At 67.6% G+C, this 15842-nt stretch carries 15 protein-coding genes and 1 pseudogene; 3 read left to right on the top strand and 13 right to left on the bottom strand.

Going from position 1 to position 15842, the window contains the following annotated elements; translation table 11 throughout:
• Nucleotides 1–112 precede the first annotated feature (112 nt).
• A complete protein-coding gene (locus tag AB4Z47_RS13960; RefSeq protein ID WP_441950917.1) occupies nucleotides 113–958 on the bottom strand; it encodes a redox-sensing transcriptional repressor Rex in 846 nt (281 codons plus the stop codon).
• 237 nt (nucleotides 959–1195) lie between these two features.
• Nucleotides 1196–1456: a glutaredoxin family protein gene (locus AB4Z47_RS13955; protein ID WP_441950915.1), complete on the bottom strand. Its 261-nt coding sequence runs from the start codon at nucleotides 1454–1456 to the stop codon at nucleotides 1196–1198.
• Between the two features lie 157 nt (nucleotides 1457–1613).
• On the opposite strand from AB4Z47_RS13955, the gene AB4Z47_RS13950 reads away from it, so the two are divergent.
• Entirely contained in the window at nucleotides 1614–2627 is a 1014-nt protein-coding gene (locus AB4Z47_RS13950; protein WP_441951053.1) for an HAD family hydrolase, read from the top strand.
• Between the two features lie 627 nt (nucleotides 2628–3254).
• On the opposite strand, the gene AB4Z47_RS13945 is transcribed toward AB4Z47_RS13950, so the two are convergent.
• From AB4Z47_RS13945 to AB4Z47_RS13905, 9 genes and pseudogenes are all read right to left on the bottom strand, one after another.
• Nucleotides 3255–4283 (bottom strand): lysophospholipid acyltransferase family protein, encoded by a 1029-nt coding sequence (locus AB4Z47_RS13945; protein ID WP_441950913.1) that lies wholly within the window; start codon nucleotides 4281–4283, stop codon nucleotides 3255–3257.
• Nucleotides 4280–5353, bottom strand: coding sequence for an NAD-dependent epimerase/dehydratase family protein (locus AB4Z47_RS13940; RefSeq protein WP_441951051.1), 1074 nt, complete (start codon nucleotides 5351–5353; stop codon nucleotides 4280–4282). The genes AB4Z47_RS13945 and AB4Z47_RS13940 overlap by 4 nt, the downstream gene beginning before the upstream one ends.
• Nucleotides 5354–5564: 211 nt before the next feature.
• Complete coding sequence (locus AB4Z47_RS13935) at nucleotides 5565–5666, bottom strand: 30S ribosomal protein bS22 (RefSeq protein ID WP_003402602.1); 102 nt, start codon at nucleotides 5664–5666, stop codon at nucleotides 5565–5567.
• A gap of 232 nt (nucleotides 5667–5898) precedes the next feature.
• Nucleotides 5899–6186, bottom strand: coding sequence for a helix-turn-helix domain-containing protein (locus AB4Z47_RS13930; protein WP_441951049.1), 288 nt, complete (start codon nucleotides 6184–6186; stop codon nucleotides 5899–5901).
• 162 nt (nucleotides 6187–6348) lie between these two features.
• A complete protein-coding gene (proC, locus tag AB4Z47_RS13925) occupies nucleotides 6349–7167 on the bottom strand; it encodes a pyrroline-5-carboxylate reductase (RefSeq protein ID WP_441950911.1) in 819 nt (272 codons plus the stop codon).
• Between the two features lie 215 nt (nucleotides 7168–7382).
• Nucleotides 7383–8258 carry a thioesterase family protein gene (locus AB4Z47_RS13920; RefSeq protein WP_441950909.1) on the bottom strand — a complete coding sequence of 292 codons (876 nt, stop codon included), beginning with the start codon at nucleotides 8256–8258 and terminating at the stop codon, nucleotides 7383–7385.
• A 146-nt stretch (nucleotides 8259–8404) separates the two neighbouring features.
• The gene (locus tag AB4Z47_RS13915; protein WP_441950907.1) at nucleotides 8405–9406 is read right to left on the bottom strand and encodes a sugar phosphate isomerase/epimerase family protein; all 1002 of its coding nucleotides are present in this window, start codon (nucleotides 9404–9406) and stop codon (nucleotides 8405–8407) included.
• Between the two features lie 13 nt (nucleotides 9407–9419).
• Nucleotides 9420–9668: pseudogene (locus AB4Z47_RS13910) on the bottom strand (hypothetical protein); the annotation flags it as partial.
• Between the two features lie 1456 nt (nucleotides 9669–11124).
• Nucleotides 11125–12159, bottom strand: coding sequence for a Ppx/GppA phosphatase family protein (locus AB4Z47_RS13905; protein WP_441950905.1), 1035 nt, complete (start codon nucleotides 12157–12159; stop codon nucleotides 11125–11127).
• A gap of 65 nt (nucleotides 12160–12224) precedes the next feature.
• Between AB4Z47_RS13905 and AB4Z47_RS13900 the strand changes: the two genes are divergently transcribed.
• Together AB4Z47_RS13900 and AB4Z47_RS13895 are read left to right on the top strand one after the other, a co-directional pair.
• Nucleotides 12225–13097: a hypothetical protein gene (locus AB4Z47_RS13900; protein WP_441950903.1), complete on the top strand. Its 873-nt coding sequence runs from the start codon at nucleotides 12225–12227 to the stop codon at nucleotides 13095–13097.
• Nucleotides 13098–13206: 109 nt separating this feature from the next.
• A complete protein-coding gene (locus AB4Z47_RS13895) occupies nucleotides 13207–13536 on the top strand; it encodes a hypothetical protein (protein WP_441950901.1) in 330 nt (109 codons plus the stop codon).
• Nucleotides 13537–13812: 276 nt separating this feature from the next.
• Here the strand turns inward: AB4Z47_RS13895 and AB4Z47_RS13890 are convergent, their stop codons facing one another.
• Nucleotides 13813–14502: a response regulator transcription factor gene (locus tag AB4Z47_RS13890; RefSeq protein WP_327110437.1), complete on the bottom strand. Its 690-nt coding sequence runs from the start codon at nucleotides 14500–14502 to the stop codon at nucleotides 13813–13815.
• Nucleotides 14499–15734 (bottom strand): sensor histidine kinase, encoded by a 1236-nt coding sequence (locus AB4Z47_RS13885; protein WP_441950899.1) that lies wholly within the window; start codon nucleotides 15732–15734, stop codon nucleotides 14499–14501. Before AB4Z47_RS13885 ends, AB4Z47_RS13890 begins: the two co-directional genes overlap by 4 nt.
• Between the last annotated feature and the right edge of the window lie 108 nt (nucleotides 15735–15842).

Here is a 15842-nt window from a genome sequence, read left to right as displayed (position 1 = left end):
GACGATGCGCGCTGTGACATGATTCGCTCGCTCATTTCCTGCGCCTCGCTCCCGCCCGGCAGGGCTCTGCGCGGCGGCATTCTGTGCTGGTTGATTCGCTCGCTGCGCTCACTCATGGTGTGACCACCGATCCCTTGCTGCTTGGCTCCGTTGCCGTATGCGAGGTTGCCGTATGCGGGGCTGTCGAATGCTTGAGCCCCGGGTGTGTGGCCGCCGAATGCGGCGTCGGGAGGCGATGCGCGATGCGTCCGGACCCGGCATGCGCGACCTCGGGGAACGGGGCGGGCTCGGCATTGCGCACCCGTTCGAACGACAGCATCTGCATTTCGACGGCCAGATCCACCCGGCGGACCTCGACCGTTGCCGGCGCGACCAGCTCGCAGGGGGCGAAGCTCAGAATCGACTGCAACCCGGAGGCCACCAGCCGGTCGCACACGTCCTGAGCCGCGTCGTCGGGGACCGTGATGACCGCGATGGTTGGTTCCAGCGCGGCGACGGCCTCGGCCAGCGCGGCGACATCGCGCACCACCAGACCCGCCACCGACATGCCGACCACGTCGGGGTGGTTGTCGAACATGCCGACCACGGTGAACCCGCGCCGCTGGAACCCGCGGTAGCCGACCAGGGCACGCCCCAGGTTCCCTGCGCCGACGAGCACCACACGGTGGCCCTGCGACAGGCCGAGCACGTCCTCGATCCTCGACCGCAGCTTGGCCACGTCATAGCCGACACCACGCACGCCGTTGGGCCCGAGGAACGACAGATCCTTGCGCAACTTGGCCGAATTGACACCCGCCGCGACAGCCAGTTCCTCACTCGATACGATGGCCACACCGTCGTCGGCCAATAAGGTGAGGACCCGAAGATAGGTGGCCAGCCGCGCGACGGTGGCCTGCGGGATGTCCTTCTGCAGAGCCCTGCCGGAGACGCCGCCTGGCGCCTCATGCTGCTCTGTCACGTCGTCGGCTCCTCGTTCCGGCCCATCGGGCGCCGGTTCGTCGCTCGACCCTCTGGCCCAGGACGGTCCGGTGCCACGGTCGAATTTTCGGATTTCAGGGCGGCTCCGCAGCCTCGGCATGCGGGTCGCGTGCCACCACCGTAACTGCTTGTGAAGCCCTGCACAAAGTCGGTGAAATTGACCTCATTTTCCGCCGCGACCAGCACAACGGCCGGGACAGGCCGCAAACGGCGCCGCTCAGTGCTTCAAGTCCGCCCGCAATCGGGCCTCGTCTACATCGAAATAGCTGTGCTCACGGCCGTCCAGCAGTACGACAGGAAGCCGGTCTCCGTACTCCGCACGCAGGCCAGGGTCGGTTGCGGCAGCTTCGTCGACGTCCACCGTGCGCGGTTCGATGTCGAATTCGGCGCAGATCACACGCAGCTGTTCCAGTGCAAGCACGCACAGGCCGCAGCCCACTCTGGTCAGCAACGTCACCGAATGTGTGGGATTGGTCATGAGGAGTATTAAATCGGGCGCCGCCACACCCCGAAGGCGACTTACGCGCTTCGCGATTGTGTCGCACGCTGCCTTCTGCCGTGACTGTCGGGCGATCCGGTTACTGTTGACGTGATTCGCGCGACAGGCGGAGGTACTGGTGCCGGAACGATCGAGAGTGGCAAAAGCCGGATTCATCGCGGGACGGTTCGGTGAGTTTCCGGCACGGTGGAATCTGAGTCAGGTGGGCCAGGGTCTGCAAGATCAGCTCGCCCGTATCTCGCGTAGCCCCTTCGGCCCGAGCGAAGAGGAATTGCGCGCGAACCTGGCCGGGGAGGCGAGCGCGGACGCCGCACTGACACTGCACGACGCTGAACTGGCCGCCGGCGAGGCGGAGATGGTCGGCCCCGAGGTGCCGCGCGATCTGACCGCGGCGGCGTTCTTCGATGTCGACAACACCATGGTGCAGGGCGCGTCCATCGTGCATTTCGCCCGCGGTCTCGCCGCGCGCAAGTATTTCAAGACCTCCGACCTGGTGGACGTCGCCTGGAAACAGGTGAAGTTCCGGGTCACCGGCAAGGAAAGCAGCACCGACATGGTCAGCGGCAAGGAGAAGGCGTTGGCGTTCATCGCCGGGCGTCCGACCGCCGAACTGGCCGCACTCGGCGAGGAGATCTATGACGAGATCATCGCCGACAAGATCTGGCCCGGCACCCGCGCGCTCGCGCAGATGCATCTGGACGCGGGTCAGCAGGTGTGGCTGGTGACCGCGACGCCCGTCGAACTGGCGCAGGTGATCGCGAAGCGGCTCGGGCTCACCGGCGCGCTGGGCACGGTCGCCGAAAGCGTGGACGGGAAGTTCACCGGGCGCCTGGTCGGCGACATCCTGCACGGCCTCGGCAAGGCGCATGCGGTGCGCACGCTGGCGATTCGCGAGGGCCTGAACCTCAAGCGGTGCACCGCCTACTCCGACAGCCACAACGACGTGCCGATGCTCTCGCTGGCCGGCACCGCGGTGGCGATCAACCCGGATTCCGATCTGCGCGAGGTGGCCAAGAACCGGGGCTGGGAGATCCGCGACTTCCGCACCGGGCGCAAGGCCGCCAAGATCGGTGTACCGACTGCCCTCGCCCTCGGCGCGGCGGGCGGCGCTGTCGCCGCAGCGGTGACCCGCCACCGCGACAGCCACTAGCCGGCGTCACCGACCCCGCGCGGCGCGCGTCTTACATCCGTCTTCGCGAACCGACCCGCGACCGAGCAAGTCGATGCGCATGCGTGCGCTCGCCAGCAGCGGCCGCTCGGATGCCAGCCACAAAAGGGCCCGCGAACACGCAGCGCCACGGACCGGTCAATCAACCCGAGGCTCTCTCGTATCCCAATCACCTCGGCACGCTCGCGATTCCGAGGAAGCCAGCCCGTCCGCAGCGCTGCAGGCGCTGCAAAACGAACACAGTCGTTCCTGCAGAGCACACCTCCGAACGGTCGACACGTCCGCACCACGAAAGTCGCCGTCGCCGCCAGGTCGGACACGAGCACCAGACGCCTCGACCAGCAGGCAAACAAACGCAGCGATCACCTGCTGGCGCAACCACATCGGCCCAACTCCCGATTCCGAGCGAAGCTGTTCAGGGGCGCTGCGCGCTCCGCCGTGGGTGGGGAAATTCGCTATTCTCGTGTCAGCGAGACCTAGCATTCCCCCGTTCGCGGCCCGGCTCCCGTCCGAGCGGCCGGCGCGTCCGCGACGAAGTCGCCAGCGGCGGTCGCTCGGACGCGAGCCCCAAAGGGGCCGCGGGCCCGCCGCGCCCGCGCGGCCGAAAACTCAGCCCATGAATATGTTGCGGCGTTTGGTGAGCAGCTTGTACAGCGTCTGCTGGATGGTCTCGCGCACCTGGTCGGTGACCTCGAACATGGTCATCGGGTCGTCGGCCGCTTCAGGCTCGTAGCCGGTGGTCGGGATCGGGGCGCCGAACTCGATGTACCACTTCGACGGCAGCGGTACTGCGCCGAGCGGGCCGAGGTGCGGGAACAACGGGGTCACCGGGAAGTACGGCAGGCCGAGCAGCCGGGCCAACGGCTTGAGGTCGGCCAGCTTCGGGTAGATCTCCTCGGAGCCGACGATGGAGCACGGGATGATCGGCACGCCGGTCCGCACCGCCGCGGCGACGAAACCGCCGCGGCCGAAGCGCTGCAGTTTGTAGCGGTCGGCGAAGTGCTTGCCGACGCCCTTGAAACCCTCTGGGAACACTCCCGTCAGCTCGCCGGAGCGCAGCAGCCGCTCGGCATCCTCGCGGCAGGCCAGCGTGTGTCCAGCCTTGCGGGCGAGCGCGCCGAGCACCGGCATCTCGAAGATCAGATCGGCGGCGAGCAGGCGTAGCGCGCGCTGTTTCGGGTGCCGGTCGTGTACGGCCAGCTGCAACATCAGGCCGTCCAGCGGCACGGTGCCCGCGTGGTTGGCCACGATCAGCGCGCCGCCCGCCTCCGGGATGTTCTCCATCCCGCTGACCTCCGCGCGGAACCACAGTTCCGACATCGGGCGCAGTGCGGGTAGAACGATCGACTCGAGTAGGTGCTCGTCGAAGCCGAACTCGTCGACCTGGTAGTCGCCTGCGAGCCTGCGGCGCGCGAATTCGGCGGTCTTTCCGATCTGCCTGCCGAGCGCGCCGCGCACCAGCCCCGACAGCGATTGCGGCGGGGGCGGCGAGACGGCGGCGAGACGCTCCGTCAGTGACGTCACGGGGCTCGGCGGGGGCACGCCTGCCGAGGTCTCGGGCCAGCGTCGCGGGATCGGCCGCTGGCGCGCCTCGATCTGGAGGTCGTGCAGTGGAATGACCTTCGCTACGTCGTTCATTGCTGTGCTCCCGTACCGGCCCCGAGCAGGCCGAGCAGTTTGTTTTCTGCGGCGTCGATCCATGCGGGATCGACCACGGGCCGCAACGCTGCGCCCCCGATGAAGTCGTCGAACGCCTGGACCGTCGTCCAGCGCGGCACGAACCCTAGTTCGGCGCGCATGCGCGTGGTGTCCAGACCACAACCGAAATGGAAATAGTCGAGCTGCTCGCCGGAGAACTCGCGCATCACGGGGCCCATCAGCAGCCGTCCCGCGGTGCGGAACACGGTGAACGGCACAGGCAGCTCGACCCGGCCCGCCCGCCGAACCGCCTGCGAGAGCGACAGTGCGCCGTCGCCCGCGATGTTGTAGGTGCCGCTCGGCGTGGCGCGCGCCGCGAGGGTCAACGCGGCGACCGCGTCCTCCTCGTGCAACAACTGCATCCTGGCATCCCGGCCGAAAACGGTCGGCGTGACCGGAGAACGTAGATATTGCACTCCACGACCGGCCAGCCGCGGACCCACGATCGGCGCGAATCGCAGAATAGCCGTGGCGATATCCGGGCGGCGCCGCGCCAGCCCGCGCACGAAACCTTCGATTTCGATCATGTCGCGCGCAAACCCGCCGCGCGGGGGCGTCCGCGCGCTCATTTCCTCGCTGAATTTCGCGGGGTCCTTCGCGCTGCAACCGTACACCGCCGACGAGGAGCGCAGCACAACGCTGCGCACCGACGGCGCCTTCTGGCACACCGCGAACAGCTGCATGGCGCCGAGGACGTTGAGATCCTTCATCACCGCGCGGCTACCGCCCCCCGGTGGCCGCGCCAGCACCGCGGCGTGTACCACGGTATCCACCGCGCCACCATCGATCACCTTACGGATCAAGGGATTTCGGATGTCCGCGCGGACGAATTCGGCGCGGCCCATACGGCGCTGGAGCTCACGGCTCGGTGTCATCGTATCGACGGCGAGGATGCGCTCGATGCCGGGATCCTGGGCGAGCCGGGCGACGACGTTACCACCGAAGAACCGACTGGCCCCGGTGACCAGCACGACCTTCGGCGTCTGTTCGTCCCGCACGTCAGAACCCACCGGCACCGCTTCCCACCTTGGCAGCCCCCATTGGTGTTATTCCCGCTCCCAGAGTAGCGGGTGCGTTCCCATTGGCCGAGAGTATTAACCAGGATCTAACGATGACTTCAGTCACGTGATACATTCGACAGTTTCAAAATTTTGAATTTCAAAACGAAAAGGCCCGTCACCTATTGGTGACGGGCTTCCGCAGCTATCGCGCAGCGACGCCTTACTTGCCGAGTTTGCGCCGCTGGACGCGCGTGCGGCGAAGCAGCTTGCGGTGCTTCTTCTTCGACATGCGCTTGCGGCGCTTCTTGATCACAGAACCCATAGGGTTGTTCCTCGCGTTCTCTCTACTCGGCGCGCACGCTCTCGACGTGCGCGATTGCCGGATGTCCGTCCGCCGAGGCGCCCCTGCCAACTGACCGAGGTCGCCCAGCAAGCCGCACGCCCTGTGTCCGCGCCGCCGGGCACCACGGGGCACCCGACAGCGGTGCCGCCAGCGGGCGAACACGAACCGAGGAGCTATCGTACCGGCACGTCCGGCCGGTGGCGAAACCGCCTCATCCGGCGTCGAAGTAGGACGTTTCCAGGTAGTCGTGCACCGCCTTGGCATGCACACGGAACGATCGACCGACTCGTACGGCGGGCAACTCACCGGAATGCACCAGCCGATATACCGTCATCTTGGACACCCGCATCAGATTCGCCACCTCGGCGACGGTGAGGAACTGGGTGCCACCACCGAGCACAGATTGCCCCTGGGACGCGGACCCACTCTGCGTTCGGGAGGTGCCCCGGCCGCTAGAGGGACCGGCGCCGCCGGACGCTCCTGAATTATTTGCAGACATCTTGTTCGAAGACATCATTGCACCATTGACCTCCGGCACGTCCGCGCCGCCGGCTTCCCCACCGGCGGTACAGACACGCACGTGCTCCTTGAAGCTTAGCGGGACCAGTGGTGTTACTGCGACGGGAGTGAGAAATCGGTTTTCCGATTGGAAACCGATCGGTCATTCGGCTGGAGCGCCATGTTCCACTGATCGTTGCTTGGCCGCATCGAGCGCCTCGAAAAATGCCGAGCGCAGTCCGCCGCGCTCCAGCTCACGTACTGCCGCCGCGGTCGTGCCTGCCGGCGAGGTGACCGCTGCGCGCAGTTCGGCGGCCGTCTGGCCGGAACCGTCCAGCAGCGCCGCCGAGCCGACCATGGTCTGCACCACGAGCTCGGTGGCCACGTCCCTGGTGAGTCCGAGTCCGACGCCCGCGTCCACCATGGCCTCGACGACAAGGAAGAAGTAGGCGGGGCCGGAGCCGGACACCGCGGTAACCGCGTCCATTTGCGTCTCAGCGACGGTAACCACCTTGCCGACCGCGGCGAGCACCTCGGTCACCAGCTCCAAATGATGTGACCGGGCATAGCGGCCCGGCGCGATCACGCTCATGCCCTGCCCCACCAGCATCGGCGTATTCGGCATCACCCGTACCACTGGGAAACCTGCGGGCAACTTGCCTTCCAGACGCGCCGTCGGCACCCCCGCCGCCAGCGAGAGGAGCACCTGGTCGCGGTCGCTGCCGAGCTCCACCTTGCCGAGCGGGGCGAGCACGGCGTCGACATCGGCGGGCTTCACCGCGATCACCAGCAGGTCCGCGCCCACCGCGGCATCGGCCACGTCGTCGGTGACCCGCACATGAAAGCGGTCTGCGATCTGATGGGCCCGTTCCCGGTGGGTCTCCACGACGACCAGGTCCTTGGCCAGTCGTCCGGATTCCAGCAACCCCGCGATCAACGCCTCCCCGATGCGCCCGCCACCGATTACCGCAATTCTCGTCATGGGCTGGTCCACCTCTCCGATCCGCCTCTCCGCGGATTCAGGCCGTATGGGCGACAGCCGCGCACGTCGCGTTCAGGTCCTGCGTCGAGTGCGCTGCCAGGTTCTGGACGTACCCGATGAGTTACCCATGTGCTCACGAAATCAGATGTTACGTTTCGTGAGTTCGGGTCAGTGCTGCGAGGGAGGCCTTCCCCGCGTCGGCTACGTGCTCGCGCTCAGCGCTGGGGGACGAGCGCCAGCTGACGGCTCTGCGCGACGACCGCTCCGGTGGAGTCGAGAACCAGTTGATCTTCGTCGAACATGCGGCCGCCGACCTCATGCGTGGTCGCGATGACCCGCAGCCAGCCCGGTGCGGGACTGCGTCGCAGATAGGTGGTCATCTGCACGGTGGGCGCCCAGCCGAAGTGGCCGAGGTTCATCGGCACCGGCGGGCTCATGTCGGCGCTCATCATCGCGAAGAACATGGCGACGTCGGGGTCCTGCTCGTCGGCGGGACGGGGCCGCATCCACATCCGCAGGCGCGGTTCCCCTTTTTCGCCATCGAGGAAACGGGCCCACTCGCGATCGAGGTACAGCTCGGCACCCTGGCCGACGTGCACCACGCCACCCATCGGCGTACCTGGCTCGTAGCCGACCGCGTCGGCAGGTGGCTGCACCGGCATGTCACCGTGATTCGGGGCATAGATCGGCTCAGCGTCGTCCAGACGGCTGAAGGTGAGCGCCGTGCGGACCAGAGTGCGGTCGTCCTGGATCAGGTCGGCATCGGCCAGGCAGATCTGCCGACCGACCTTCCGGACGCGCACCTCGTACTCGACCTCGCCCGGGTTGGGTGCGCCGAGGAAGTCGGAACTCGCGGCGATCGGGGCCATGCCGACCAGGGCGGGGTCGGAGGCGCGCAGCCAGGCGGTCGCTGCCGCGGCGCTGGCGGCGACCATCGTTCCGCCGTGCACTTTCTTGCCGATGGTCCAGATCTCGTCGATGACACCCAGGTAGCGGCCCGTATCCGGTGTGGTTGCGGGCAGTTCGGTCAGGGCGCACACCCGACTGAACGGTGCGTCGCTCGCGAGGGCCGGGTCGAGATCGACCGTCATCCTTACTCCTGTCATCCATCGGCCGCACCGATGGGGCTTGTGGGCGTCGCCCAGGCACCGCTGGCGCCATGGCGCGACAGCGTTCATACAGCGTACAACCCAGAAATTGAGCGGCCGAATTCCCTAGTGCAGGAAAGCGGCGCCCGTCACACCGGCGGCGCGGGCCACGTCCGGTCCGCGCCGGTCGGCGCGGGCGCAGCGGCGGGCGCGAGACCGTTCAGGTGCTGGCGGGCGAAAGCCAGCGTGCGATGCAGCATGGCTGCCCGAGCCTGGGTGGTACGGGCATTCTGCGTGTTGATCTCGGCCACTGCTTGGCCGGAGAAGCCGGTGCCGACCAGGGTTGCGCACACCTCCACGCACGGCTGACTGCCTTCACCAGGAACCAGATGCTCGTCGTGGGCGGCACCGCGGCCGTCGGCCAGGTGCAGGTGCGCGAGGCCCTCCCCCATGCGCGCGGCCAAAGCCAGCGGGTCGGCGCCCGCGGTCGCGGTGTGCGACAGGTCGAGTGTGTAGTGCCGGAACCCGGTGTCGGTCGGGTCGTAGGACGGACTGAAAGCGGTGAGCGCGGGCCCGGGACCGCCCCGCCGCTCCAGCCGCTTCACCCCACGTTCGCCCCGGCCGAACAGTGTATCCGCGCGCATCGGAAACATGTTCTCCACCGCGACGATCACCGAACTGACCTCCTCCAGCTCGGCCACCTGCGCAGCGAACCCGGCGGCGTAACGACGTTGCCAGCGGAACGGCGGGTGTACCACCACGGTGCGCGCGCCGAGTGCCTCGGCGGTGTGGACGCTGCGCTCCAGCTTGGCGATCGGATCCGAGCCCCACACCCGCTGCGAAATCAGGAGGCACGGCGCGTGCACGGCCAGCACCGGGACACCGTACTTGCGGGAATACGCCTGCACGGTGGCGATGCTCTGGCTGGCCGGTTCGGCCCATACCATCAGTTCGACGCCGTCGTAACCGAGTTCGGCAGCGTAGCGGAACGCCGCTTCGGCGTTCTGCGGGTACACGGAGGCCGTCGACAAGCCGACCTGGATCTGCCGTGGCTGGAAGGCGCCGCCGAGTCCGCCGGGCGAGACGGCTTCCGCCCCCGCCTCAGGGGCGTGCCGCATCCCGGCCTCGTCCGCCTGCCCAATGTTCCCCACGGCAGCTCCCTACTCAGTTCGTACTGAGGAGAAAGGCGAGCGGCCCCAACGTGACGAAGCTGCCCACCACGACGGCGATTACGGTGCTGAGGATGTCGTCGGTCCTGCGCAGGATCCGCACGAGGGCAACAAGGCCGAGGATCACGATCATCGCCAGCGCCAGCGCCACCCAGGGGAGCATCTCCCACATGCGCTCGAAGCCTTTGAACAACAACATGCCCGCGACCGCTGCGCCGGTGCTCTGACCGCCGAGGATCATCCACTGGCGCCGATTGGCGTCGTACGCCGCCTTCTCGGACATCCTCGACCGGCGTGCGGACATAGCCCGGGTACGAGGCTGCTCGGCGACCTCGTCCTCGTCGTCCTCGTCGTCGATGTCGAGGACGGGTGCATATACGTCGGTCACGCCCTCGTCGACCTCGACCCGCGCACGACCGGTTTCGCGCTCGCCTCGTCCGCGTTTGCCGCGCTCGGCCCGCTCGACGCCATCGCGCAGCAGGTCGCCCGCGACCGTCTGGCCGGAAACGAGCTGCTGGTCCTGGCTGGCCAGCGACCACGCAGCGGTCGGGATGCCGCCGGACTCGGGCGCCGACTCGCGCGACGGTGAACTCGCGCGACTTCGCGCTGACCAGGCAGGCAGGCCACCGTCGCCCGCGCCGTTGCGGCGGGACGATCTCGGCTGCGACTCCGGCAGCCGGTCGGGCAACTTCGGTCTCGTCTCGGGCAGCGGCAGCGGCTCCGACTCCGGAGCGAAACCGTTGGTGGACGGCGACCAAGCGGCGGGAGCAGATCCGGCCTCCTCTGCCTCCTTCGCACGACGCCGGGCGGCCCGGCCGCTCATGGCCCCGTTGCGCTCGGGCAGAATCGACCGCCCGCGATCGGCTCGCCCGAAATCCGATTCACCGAACTCCGGGTGACCGTTACGGCCAGGTCCTTGGCGACCGTCGGCAGGACCGAACTCCGGCAGAGCGCCACTCGCCACGCCACGGTCGACCCATCCGCGCCTACTCGGCTCCGGCGGCAATTCGCGCAGCGGCGGACGTACCTCGGTGGCGCCCTCCTCCGGTTCGGCATGTCTGCGTCGGCGTCCGGACGCACGCGGCGGCGCCTCCGGCAGGGAACCGCCCGGCACCGCGTCGGTCACGTACGGGTCGGCCGCGACCGGGTACAGGTCGGACACGGGCGTATGCGGCGAGAGCGGGTCGATGGGCGTGGCGTGTCGCGAGGAGGGCATCTCCCGGCCCGGCATCACCCGGCTCGACCGCCCTGGTTCCGGATCGGCCCTCGGCGGCTCCTGCTGGGCGTAGGCCGCCAGCGGGTCGTACATCGAAATCGGCCCGGACATGGGCGAATACGACGATACGTCGGGCACTGGCTCCGGCGGTGTGTAAGAAACAGGTTCCGGCGCGGGCAGATCGAACGAGGGCTGCTCGTACGCGGGCTCCTCCGATGCGCCGGAGTCGGGCGCGGAGTGCGCGGAGTGACCGCCGCCCTCACGGATGACCGGCAGGTCACCGGTGAGTTCGGCGACCGAGATGCCACGGCCGCTGCGGCGGCGCCTCCCGCCGGACGAGGCGGAGCCCTGCTGACCGTTGCGGGCCAGCAGCTCCGCGACCGACAGCTGTTTGGAATCCTCGCTCATGACTGCGCCTCGCTAGCGCTCGGCTCCGCCATGACCGAGTACTCGGCTGTGTTCATTGTTCGCTCGCATCGCTCGCTCATGACGACACCGTCCCGATCGGTCCCGATAGCGCCACGCCACCGCCGGGCGCCGGCTTGCCTTCCTCGGCTGCCGGGCCCGGTATGTGCGTTGCTCTGGGTCCACCATTCATGTCGGTATCCAGTTTGCGCAGGATCAGCCCCTCACGCAGCGCCCACGGACAAATCTCCAGACTGTCCAGCGATAGTGCCCGCATACTCGCCTCCGCGACCAGTGCGCCAGCCACCAATTGCTGTGACCGATCGGAACTCACGCCTTCCAATTCTGCCCGGTCCGACGCCGTCATCCGCGAGATGAACGCAATCAGTTGGCGCAGACCTGAGCTGGTGAGTGTACGGCGCACACGCGGGCCCGCCGCCGAGGGTGCCGCTCCGGTCAGTCGGGCGAGCGAACGAAATGTCTTCGACGTACCGACCGCCAGGTCGGGCCGGCCGGCCTCGACCAGCTGCTTCGCCGGCACAACCAGCTCGGCGTCGAGCCAGTCGCGCAGCACGGCGACACGACGCTTGCCTGGCGGATCCTCGCGCAGCCACTCCCTGGTCAACCGGCCCGCACCGAGTTGCAGCGACAGCGCGACGTCGGGTTCCTCGTCCCCACCGTTGGTGATTTCCAAAGATCCGCCGCCGATGTCCAGATTGAGGATGCGGCCCGCGCTCCAGCCGTACCAGCGGCGCACCGCGAGAAAGGTCAGCCTCGCCTCGTCGACACCGGACAGTACCTGCAGATCGACGCCCGTCGCCGCGCGTACTCCGGCGAGCACCTCGTCGGAGTTGGTCGCCTCGCGCAGCGCCGAGGTGGCGAACGGCATCAACTCGACGCACCTGGAAGTCTCGGCGATGCTGGCGAATTCAGCGACGGTGGCGATCAGCCGCTGCTCGCCCGCCTCGGTGATGCGGCCCGCGTCGTCGATGTTCTCCGCCAGCCGCAACGTGGCTTTCGTCGAGCTCATGGGCATGGGGTGACCACCGCGATGTGCGTCCACCATGAGCAGGTGAACCGTATTGCTTCCGACATCGAGTACCCCAAGCCGCACATGAACACGGTACTGGGTGTTACGGCACTTTAGACCGGGCGACTGAACTGTTAGCGTCCTCAGGTGTGACGGTAGGCGCATCCGCGAGTGGCCCCACCGGGTCCCGACCAGCGGGGAAGATTGATCCGGCTCCCGAAGTCGATCTGGACTTCCCGCGCGAATGGATCGAATTCGTCGATCCGGCAAACGACGAGCATCTGATCGTCGCCGATCTGACCTGGCTACTGTCGCGATGGACATGTGTCTTCGGCACACCGGCTTGTCAGGGCATCTTGGCGGACCGGCCCGACGACGGCTGTTGCTCGCACGGCGCATTCCTCTCCGACAAGGACGACCGAAAACGACTGCAGCGCGCTGTGAAAATGCTCACACCGCAGGATTGGCAGCTGATGGGCGAGGCAACCGACACCGAGGGCGCGATCACCAAGAAGGGCTACCTGGAACTCGATGAACTGGAGGACGAGCCCGCGCTGCGCACTCGCCGGCTCGACGGCGCGTGCATCTTCCTCAACCGTCCCGGCTTCGCGGGTGGCGTCGGCTGCGCGCTGCACACCATGGCTCTGCGCCGTGGCATCGAACCGCTGGAGGTGAAGCCGGACGTGTGCTGGCAGCTGCCGATCCGGCGTACCCAGGACTGGGTGGACCGGCCCGACGGCATACAGATCCTCCGCACCGTCATCACCGAGTACGACCGCCGCGGCTGGGGGCCGGGCGGTGCCGACCTGGACTGGTACTGCTCCGGGTCCCCGGACGCGCACGTCGGCAGCAAGCCGGTCTGGCAGTCCTACCGACCTGAGCTGATCGAGCTGCTCGGCGCGCCCGCCTACGAGGAGCTGGCCAGGCACTGCAAACGTCGGGAGGGCCTCGGCCTGATCGCCATCCACCCGGCGACCGTGCACGCCGACCGGATGCACGATTCCCCCGATCGGCCAGCCTGATCGTTTGCCGACCGCACGCCCGCTGGCCGATCCACTCGCTGTGCGATCTCGCAGCAGGTTCACCCGGTCGCCATGCGCACTTCACCCAGATCGGGTTTGATGTGCCGTTATGTCGAAGAAAGTTCTCACCATGGCGACCATCGCGATCGGCGCCGCCCTCACGCTGACCGGAGTAGCTCACGCGGAGCCGAACGGCGATCCCGCCAGGTTCGCCGATTTCACCGCGGAGTTCGTCGCGGCCACCGATCCGGCGGCGATCAACGCCAAGGACGCGGGCAAGCTCCTGATCGCGAGCCCGTACGGCACCTCGCACACGATCGCCTGCCGTGGCACCAACACCGCGGACATCTACGACTGCATGCAGGAAGACGATCTCGGCTGGATCACCCTGCAGAAGACCGAAACCCCCCTCGGGACTACCTGGATCTACTTCCCCTGATGCTGTTCCGCCTCTCCGGGCCTTCAGGCCGTACTAGTGGGGAGGTGCAGGATTTGCGTTCAGGTCCTGCGTTAGGTGCTCCTCCGCCTCTCCGGGCCTTCAGGCCGTACTAGTGGGGAGGTGCAGGATTTGCGTTCAGGTCCTGCGTTAGGTGCCACTCGTGTTCTGGGCGTACCCAGGAAGTTACCCATGTGCTCACGAAATCAGTTGTCCCGTTTCGTGAGCACATGGGGTCGCCGATGGGCATGAGAGCGGAACGGGCTTCGGCTTTGCGGTTTATGCTTCGAGTTTGTAGCCGAGGCCGCGGACGGTGACCAGGTGCTCCGGCTTCGCGGGGTCGGCTTCGATCTTGGAGCGTAGACGCTTGACGTGCACGTCCAACGTCTTGGTGTCACCGACGTAGTCGGCACCCCACACACGGTCGATCAGCTGACCTCGGGTGAGCACTCGTCCCGAGTTACGCAGCAGGTACTCGAGCAGGTCGAACTCCTTGAGCGGGAGCGTGACCGGTGTGCCGTTCACCAGCACGGTGTGGCGGTCGACATCCATCCGGACCGGGCCGGCCTCGAGCACACCGCTCTCGTTCGAGCCGTCCAGCTCGTCACCCGCGCCTCGGCGCAAAACCGCACGGATGCGCGCGATCAGCTCGCGCGCGGAATACGGTTTGGTGACATAGTCGTCGGCGCCGAGTTCCAGGCCGACCACCTTGTCGATCTCGCTGTCGCGCGCGGTGACCATGATCACCGGCACTCCGCTGCGGGTGCGCAGCTGCTTGCACACATCGGTGCCGCTCATGCCGGGCAGCATGAGGTCGAGCAACACGATATCCGCGCCGGACCGGTCGAACTCGGCGAGCGCGGACGGTCCGTCACCGACCACGGTGACCTCGAAGCCCTCCTTGCGCAGCAGGAACGCGAGCGGATCGGCCAGCGACTCCTCATCCTCGACGATCAACACACTCGTCATCTGCGTGCCTCCACACCATTCGGTCGGCCCGGCCCCAAGAGGCGGGGGCTTGTTTCTTTCGTGCTCACCACGGAGCCGTCGGGGTCTTCGTCCCCGCCTGCTTCGTGGTGAGCGGGTATGCGCAGGGTGAACGTCGATCCCGTGCCCAACTTGCTCCACAGGGTGATCTCACCGTTGTGGTTGGCGGCCACATGCTTGACGATAGCCAGACCGAGCCCGGTGCCTCCGGTGGCGCGAGAGCGTGCCTTGTCGGACCGGAAGAACCGTTCGAACACCCGCTCCTGGTCTTCCTTGGCGATGCCGATACCGCGGTCGGTGACGGCCATGGCGACGTGGTCGCCGCGCAGCGAGCGGCTGACCGACACATGCGAGCCCGCGGGCGAATAGGCGATCGCGTTCTCCACCAGGTTGGACAGCGCGGTGACCAGCAGGGTCTCGTCGCCGAGCACCTCGAGCCCGCTCGGACGGTCGGTGCTGACCGTGATGCCCGCGGCCTCGGCGGCGGTGCGCGAGCGGTCGACCGCGTGCATCACCACGGTATCCACGTCGACCACCTCGAGCTCGGGCAGCTTCTCCGCACCCTGCAGGCGCGAGAGCGCGATGAGTTCGGTCACCATCTTGCCGAGGCGGCGGGATTCACCGAGGACCCGCTGACCGAAGTGGCGCACGGCCTCCGGGTCTTCGGCCGATTCCAGCAGGGCCTCGGCGAGCAGACTCATGGCGCCGACCGGGGTCTTGAGCTCATGGCTGACGTTGGCGACGAAATCGCGGCGGGTGGCCTCCATGCGGGCCTGCTCGGAATCGTCGTCGGCGAACAGTACGGTGAAGGTGGTCTCTTCCCGGGACAGTTGCCTGGCGACGCCACGCACGGCGATACGGCCGCGGCCCGGCACTGGATTCTTGGCGGTGAGATCGAACTCGGCGGACTCGCCGGTGGCGAGCACTTTCTCCACCGCGGCCCACGCGCGCTCGTCGAGCAGGCGGTGGCGGACCAGGCCGAGCTCTTCGGCGCGTGGGTTCACCAGCACCACGTCCCGGTACTCGTCGACCACGGCGATGCCACTCTCGGAGGCAAGCACGATCAGGTCGAGGACCTGCGACATGGTGAGCCCGGAATCGGCCTGCCTTCGGGCGGCCTGCCTGGCATTCACGTACGGGATCAGCAGCCCGCCGACTGCCAGGCCGACGACAGCCGCGAGGACTGCCAGCAGGACGGCCTGGGGAACACTCACACTTGAATCGTACGGTCGCCGACCGCCCGACCAACTCCGGGTGTGCGATGTTTCTCGCAGGTCATAGCACCTTCCGACCCTGTTAGCCGCGTGTTTACGCCCCGTTCG

Origin of the sequence: Nocardia sp. 2TAF39, from assembly GCF_052114905.1 — a bacterium.
In the GTDB taxonomy this organism is placed as follows: Bacteria; Actinomycetota; Actinomycetes; order Mycobacteriales; family Mycobacteriaceae; genus Nocardia.
This window is presented reverse-complemented; position numbering and strand designations above follow the sequence as displayed.